This is a genomic window from Candidatus Propionivibrio aalborgensis, assembly GCF_900089945.1.
GTDB classification, from domain to species: domain Bacteria; phylum Pseudomonadota; class Gammaproteobacteria; order Burkholderiales; family Rhodocyclaceae; genus Propionivibrio; species Propionivibrio aalborgensis.
The window spans coordinates 1-6545 of record NZ_FLQY01000227.1 but is presented as its reverse complement, the minus strand read 5'-3'; the positions used below and the strand labels follow the sequence as shown (position 1 = coordinate 6545).

The following is a 6545-nucleotide window of genomic DNA, read 5'->3' as shown; positions in this document are numbered from 1 at the left end:
ACGTGCCTGGAAATCGGCGACCGCAACACCATACGCGAGTTTTGCACGTTCAATCTCGGTACGGCACTGGATGCGGGAGTTACGCGGCTGGGTGACGACAACTGGATCATGGCCTACGTACATATCGCGCATGATTGTCAGGTCGGAAACCGTACAACCTTCGCCAACAACGCTCAGCTCGCCGGGCACGTGCACATTGACGACTGGGCCATACTTGGCGGCTATACCGGGGTGCACCAGTTCTGCCGTGTCGGTGCGCATACCATGACGGCCGTGGGTACGGTGGTACTGCAGGACATTCCTCCGTTCGTGATGGCTGCCGGCAATACGGCAAGCCCCTTTGGTATCAACGTCGAGGGCTTGAAGCGCCGCGGTTTCTCTCCCGATGCCCTGAAGGCTCTGAAACGAGCCTATCGAACCCTCTACAAGTCGGGGTTCATGCTCGATGAGGCGCGCGCCAAGCTCGAAGAAGAGGTCAGGTCACACCCTGAAATCCAGCCGCTTCTCGATTTTCTTGCGATTTCCAGGCGCGGCATTATCCGATGACTTCGGAGGTGGTTCGTATCGCCATTGTGGCGGGCGAGGCTTCGGGCGATCTTCTTGCCAGCCACCTGATTCAGACGCTCAAGGCGAAACTACCGGGCGCAGTGTTTTATGGCATTGGCGGTCCCAAGATGGCTGGTCAAGGCTTTGATGTCTGGTATCCATCGGAAAAACTCGCTGTGCTTGGCTACGCGGAAGCGTTGAAGCACTACTTTGAAATCTCCTCGATTCGAAGCAAGCTCAAGCGCCGCTTGCTCGCTGATCCGCCGGACATATTCATTGGTGTTGACGCACCGGACTTTAATCTCGCGCTGGAAAAATGCATGAAACAACACGGCATTCCCAGCGTGCACTATGTTAGTCCGTCGATTTGGGCCTGGCGTGGACAACGAATTCACAAAATAGGAGCTGCTGTTTCGCGCGTATTGGCGCTGTTTCCCTTTGAGCCTGTGCTGTATGAGAAACAGGGGATTCCCGTCAGCTACGTTGGTCACCCGCTGGCTGACATGTTGCCGCTTGAGGATGGGCGGAAAAGTGCGCGCGAGCTGCTTGGCTTGTCGTCGCAACGGCCTGTTTTTGCCCTCTTGCCGGGTAGTCGACAGTCCGAATTGAACAATCTGGCAGAAATTTTCATAAGGACGGCGTGCGAAATTCACCGGAAAATGCCGAACGCGCTTTTTCTTGTCCCTTTGGCGACGCGCGAAACACGTTTGCTGTTCGAAACCGCGCTCTATCGCTGTGATGCGCGCGAAGTTCCGATTAGCTTGCTGTTCGGTCACGCGCATGAAGCCATGATGGCTTCAGACATTGTGCTTGTTGCCAGCGGAACCGCCACCCTCGAAGCGGCACTGCTCAAACGCCCGATGGTTATCGCCTACAAAATGGCACCTTTCTCCTATCGTCTGATGCGGCGTATGGGGTATCTGCCATACATTGGCTTGCCCAATATCCTTGCCGGAGGATTTGTCGTTCCCGAATTCATTCAGGATGACGCGACACCCGAAAACCTGGCTCAGGCACTGCTCAATCTCTACGCCGACAAGGGGATTTGCGCGCGTATTGGCGAAGTGTTTCGAGAGATACATCTGCAACTCAGGCAGAATAATGCAGAAAAAGCGGCAACTGCGATTCTGGACTGCCTGCCGGTTGCAGTGCGCAACCATGCGTCTGCTGCAGCCGACTGAAGGCCTGGTTTGCGGCGTTGACGAGGCCGGGCGCGGTCCGTTGGCAGGCCCGGTGGTGGCCGCTGCGGTGATTCTCGACCCGGCGTGCCCGATCGACGGCCTTGACGACTCCAAGAAGCTCACAGCCAAGCGACGCGAAGCCTTGGCAGTCAAGATTCGCGCCAAGGCGCTGAGCTGGGCAATAGCGGAGGCCAGTGTCGAAGAAATCGACCGCATCAATATCCTTCAGGCAAGTCTGCTGGCCATGCGACGTGCGGTCGAGGCGCTGGGAATACCGCCAAGCAACGCGCTGATCGACGGCAACCGCTGCCCGCAACTGGCGTGTCCGGCGCAGGCGATTATCGGCGGTGATGGCAAGGTGGCCTCCATTGCCGCGGCGTCCATTCTGGCCAAGACATTTCGCGATGCCGGAATGCTTGAGCTGCATGCAATTTACCCACAGTACGGCTTCGATCAGCACAAGGGCTATCCAACGCCTGCGCACCTTAGGACCCTGCGGGAGCACGGCGTAAGCGCGGTGCATCGGCGAAGCTATGCGCCTGTGGCCCAGTTGATACTCCTGTGAAGCATATTGCTTCGCGTGACAACCCAAACTTCAAGGCACTGAAGAAGCTCAGTCAGAGCGGTCGCGAACGTCGAAAGCGTGGGCGAGCCGTGCTTGACGGCATGCATCTGATCGAAAGCTATATCCTTCATTTCGGGCAGCCCGAGGAAGTTGTTGTCAGCGAAAGCGGCAGCTTGCGCAGCGAAATTTCACGGTATTTGACGAGTGGCCGATCCGGAAATGTGGTCAGCATTCTGAGTGATGCCCTGTTTGATGAACTGGCGATGGTGGAGACGCCAAGCGGCATTCTGGCCATAGTTTTGCAACCATGTCCCGCGCACGGCCCGGATCAGGGAATTGACACTGTCCTGCTTGATGGCATTCAGGATCCTGGCAACCTTGGGTCGATCCTGCGAAGCGCGGCGGCTGCAGGTTTTCGGCAAATACTTCTTTCTGCCGAATGCGCTCAGGCGTGGTCTCCCAAGACCCTGCGCTCTGCGATGGGGGCCCATTTCCAGCTTGATATCCACGAAAGCTGTGATCTGGTCGGATTTCTGGCCGGCTATCGTGGCCAGGTGGTGTTGACGGCGCTGAATGGAGCTGTCGACCTGTATTCGCTGGCACTGAAAGAGCCGTTGGCCTGGGTTTTTGGCAGTGAAGGGCAGGGTGTTCGGCCGGAAGTGGCGGCAACTGCACAACTGCAGGTTCGCATCCCGATGCCGGGAGCGACCGAATCGCTCAACGTGGCCGCAGCCGCGGCAGTATGCCTGTTCGAGACCGTCCGTCAGCGTCGATAGTGCTATTCGAGAGTGCGCCGGGCAGTGAATTCAACTGGGGAGTGGGTGGACAGGCCGCCCGTGGTTTCCAGCACCAGATGCAATTCTCCCGACTTGAGCTGGCCCCGATAGCGATGGGTTTGCTCGCGCGGGGCTGAAGCGTTCATCACTTCCTGGCTATGGGTGACAAAGCTCAGTTGGTTGCCGCGCAGTTGCCCTTGCTCAATGATCCGCGCCAGGCTCAGAAAGCTGGCAGTGCCGTGCATTTCGCCATTCTCCAGACGTAGCTCGAAGATTTCGTCGTGTTCGGCGCCCCAGCCGTACCTGACCCTGGCTGTCCAGTGTCCGGTCAGTCGGCTGTCGGTTTGCTCCGGAGAAGGACTCGTCGGCAGTGGCGACGGATTACGCGGTGTTTCCTTCAAATTTGGTATGAGCAGCATGCTGAGAACGATCACAGTCGCCAAGCCCCACGCCACGACACGCCGCAGCTGGGAGCGTCTCTGAGCCGGCAGAAGTGGCCGTATGAACTCGACCAGACGGGCGACATCGGAATCCCAGCTGGCATCGGAAAGGACAAATGCCTGACGAAGGGCAAGCGCAGAAATTTCATTCGGCAAATCCGCCTTTTCCGGCATCAGGGCTCCGCCGACGAGTACTGGTAGTACGGGTTTCCCCGATTCCAATGCGGCCTGAATTTCTCTGCGGACGAAATCATCGGTTTCGTTGAGCCGGCGAACGCCGTTGTTGTTTACGGTCAGCCAGGCCGGACCAATCATGACCAGCATTACGCTAACACTGCTCAACTGCTTCTGGATGGCGACGACGAAATCCTCGCCGGGGTGAATATCCTCGACGTCTCGAAATACATTTTCCACGCCGAAAGCGTTCTCCAGGACGTCGGCAAGTCGGCCAGCAAAACCAGCCTGGTCGTCACGGCGATAGTTGATGAATATTCCTGGCAAAGTTCAGACCTTATCGGAAAACAAGGCTGACAACACACGGTCAGTCATCGCGCTGTCCATTTGATCCGCAGACAGCCACTCGAAACGTCCGGCAGCGGCCGCATCGATGTCCGACTCGGCTTCAGTACGGGCTGTGTCACGATCGTACAGTACAACGATTCGACGCAGACGACTGTCCCCGGCCAGAACGCCCAGCTCGTATCTGCAGCCGCGGTTTTCCATGCGGAATCCGCGCAAGTCCATGAGGACGACATCCGCGCGCGCAACCAGCGCATGTAGAGCCGATTGCCAGGTACTGTCGAAGCAATAGCATTCATTGATCCGGTAGCGCCCGTCCGGATCGGGCTGCCAGTCGAACCCGGCGATGCGTTCCCCTATTTGTGCCGGGTTGGCGATGAAGCGCTCGGCCAGAGTACCGTTGAGATAGACAAAGAGATCGTCCGGATCCAGGGTTCGGCTGAGCAGGTCGGTGCCGGCAATCAGCACCGTGTTGCCGGATAGCCGCCAGCGCTCGATAACCTGATCGAAGAGCCGTTCGACCTGGGCGTCGCGCTGAAAAACACGCAATACCAACAGGGTGGGCGGGCTGAGTCGCGGCTTCAAGTGTCCACGCAGGCAGAACAAGACCAGGGGTAGCCAGAGCAAAGCCGGAACCTGGACGAAAGCCAGCCAACCCACGCTTTCCATGGCCGGCAGTGCGCTGGCAAAGAGAATCACGAACCAGTAGGTGGCAATCAGGTAGATCAGATCGGAAAAGCGCTTCGACCGATAAGCGTTTGCCAGCCATTTGCCGAAGGAGAAGACAGGCCAGGCCAGGATCAGCCAGGGTCCGAGGGCGAACAGCAGCAGGGTCGGGTATGCACCGAGAGTCCCTACCAGGCCGATGACCCAAGGGGCAGGATTATGTGCGCTCTGCGCCATGACCTGCAAAGTCAGCACCGACGAGCCGGTGAGCAGCACGCTCGGCGCGAGCAGATACGGCGCCACAGCGCGAATTCGGCCGCTGGCGCCGATCAGAAAGATGATCGTCATCGGGATGGCGACCTGGCTGCCCAGCCAGCCGCTCGCCGAAGCCAGGTTTTGGGCTTCGGTAGAACGCGCCATGACCAGCACCAGCATCACCAGCATGTACAGGATGACGCCGCCAAGGACGCGCAGCCACGACCATCGCCGAGCCAGTCCCCAGGCCAGCACCATCGGCCAGGCGTAGATCGCTCCCAGCAGCAGCACGCGGTTCAGGCTCAACTCGCCTTCTTGATAGATGAAAAACAGGGCCAGATAGGATTGAGTCAGTGCGATGAGCAAGGAAATGCCGCTCAGAACGAGCATCAGTCGAATAGAGGCATGGCGGTTCGTGCCCAAGTCGGCTTTGTTCGTCTCGGCGGCTGTCACGGGCTCCAGCTGTGCGGCGGGGTTCAATGCGCTCTGGTTTTCACTGATCATCGCCCCCGCTGGAGGAACGCCACCGCGCATCAGCGCCAGCATGCCGCGCTGATACAAGGCAGCGACCACCCAGGCCAGCGCCGCCGCAAGCAGAACGGCGGAGATCAGGATGAAGAAGACTGCGCCTGATGGAATCATTTTCTGAGGTGAAACACCGCTTCAGGCTGCAAGAAGGATCCGGTCACGCAGAATTCCGGCGCTATTTCCCGAACCATTTATCCTTATAACGGACCATCTTTTCGGAAAGATCGTCGTAATCCTTCCAGTCGGTATCGGTATGAATGCGCACCTTCTGGGTCACTCCCGCCAGCTCGCGCATCAGGAACGGAAGGTCGTCCCGGTCGCGAACGAAATAGTGGCTATCGCAATCCAGAGCCAGGGCATAGCCTGCCTCGAACAAGGCGCTGGTAGGCAGTTTCTGCGGATAGAGCAGAACGAAGCGATGGCTTTGCTTCAGGGCCACCAGGTCATCCATGGCAGAAACATCCAGCGTGTCGAAATCATCGATACTCTCGATTTTCTCGGAAGCCCAATACACGGATAACGCACATTGCTGCTTCAGCGCGTCGAATACCTTCTTGAATTCGGCACGCCCGCTGCGATACTCCGCATCGGTTTTGAAGGCGGCCATCGGCGTTGAAAGGAATACGTCATAGGTGAATTTCTTTCCGGCCGGCAGGGCGTCGGTCCGGGCCTGATTCAGCGATTTCTCGAGCGTCGGCCACCAGGTTTTGAAGGCTTTCTTCAGTTTCTCGGCGGACAGGGGTGCCGGCTGGAGATGCGCGTTGATCGCCGAAACAAGCTTGGCGATCTCGTCTTTTTCAAGTTCGGCCGCGTTGAATTGCGCCAATGGTCCTTCCAGATCCGGCATCTTCAAATCAATAAGCAGAGGAACGACGCGGGCCTGGCCGAAATGCTTGCCGAGTGCGCCCGCTTCGTAGAGTACCCAGGGGGCGCCGAGGTTCTGTCGTGTTAGGCACAGGATTCCAAACGAGGACTCGTCAAGTACCTTACCCAGTTCGTGAAACCATTGGCTGCCCTTGGCGATATCCTCCGAGGACAGGAATACTTCCACCGCCTGAATTACGTTCGG

Annotated in this window: 7 protein-coding genes; 4 read left to right on the top strand and 3 right to left on the bottom strand. The window is 58.1% G+C overall.

Going from position 1 to position 6545, the window contains the following annotated elements:
* The 4 genes from lpxA to PROAA_RS11420 form a co-directional block, all read left to right on the top strand.
* Window positions 1–546, top strand: a 546-nt coding sequence (lpxA, locus tag PROAA_RS11435) for an acyl-ACP--UDP-N-acetylglucosamine O-acyltransferase (RefSeq protein WP_186411468.1), incomplete at its 5' end; no start/stop codon positions are given.
* The gene (lpxB, locus tag PROAA_RS11430; RefSeq protein ID WP_186411467.1) at window positions 543–1727 is read left to right on the top strand and encodes a lipid-A-disaccharide synthase; all 1185 of its coding nucleotides are present in this window, start codon (window positions 543–545) and stop codon (window positions 1725–1727) included. The genes lpxA and lpxB, both read left to right, overlap by 4 nt.
* Entirely contained in the window at window positions 1705–2292 is a 588-nt protein-coding gene (gene rnhB / locus PROAA_RS11425) for a ribonuclease HII (RefSeq protein WP_186411466.1), read from the top strand. The genes lpxB and rnhB overlap by 23 nt, the downstream gene beginning before the upstream one ends.
* Window positions 2289–3068, top strand: a complete 780-nt coding sequence (locus tag PROAA_RS11420; RefSeq protein ID WP_186411465.1) for a TrmH family RNA methyltransferase — start codon at window positions 2289–2291, stop codon at window positions 3066–3068. Before rnhB ends, PROAA_RS11420 begins: the two co-directional genes overlap by 4 nt.
* Window positions 3069–3070: 2 nt before the next feature.
* Here PROAA_RS11420 and PROAA_RS11415 read toward each other — a convergent pair whose 3' ends face one another.
* The 3 genes from PROAA_RS11415 to PROAA_RS11405 all read right to left on the bottom strand — a co-directional run.
* Window positions 3071–4009, bottom strand: a complete 939-nt coding sequence (locus PROAA_RS11415; protein WP_186411464.1) for a toll/interleukin-1 receptor domain-containing protein — start codon at window positions 4007–4009, stop codon at window positions 3071–3073.
* Between the two features lie 3 nt (window positions 4010–4012).
* Complete coding sequence (locus PROAA_RS11410; RefSeq protein ID WP_186411463.1) at window positions 4013–5590, bottom strand: hypothetical protein; 1578 nt, start codon at window positions 5588–5590, stop codon at window positions 4013–4015.
* A 61-nt stretch (window positions 5591–5651) separates the two neighbouring features.
* The coding region (locus tag PROAA_RS11405) for a toll/interleukin-1 receptor domain-containing protein (RefSeq protein ID WP_186411462.1) at window positions 5652–6545 on the bottom strand (894 nt) is incomplete at its 5' end.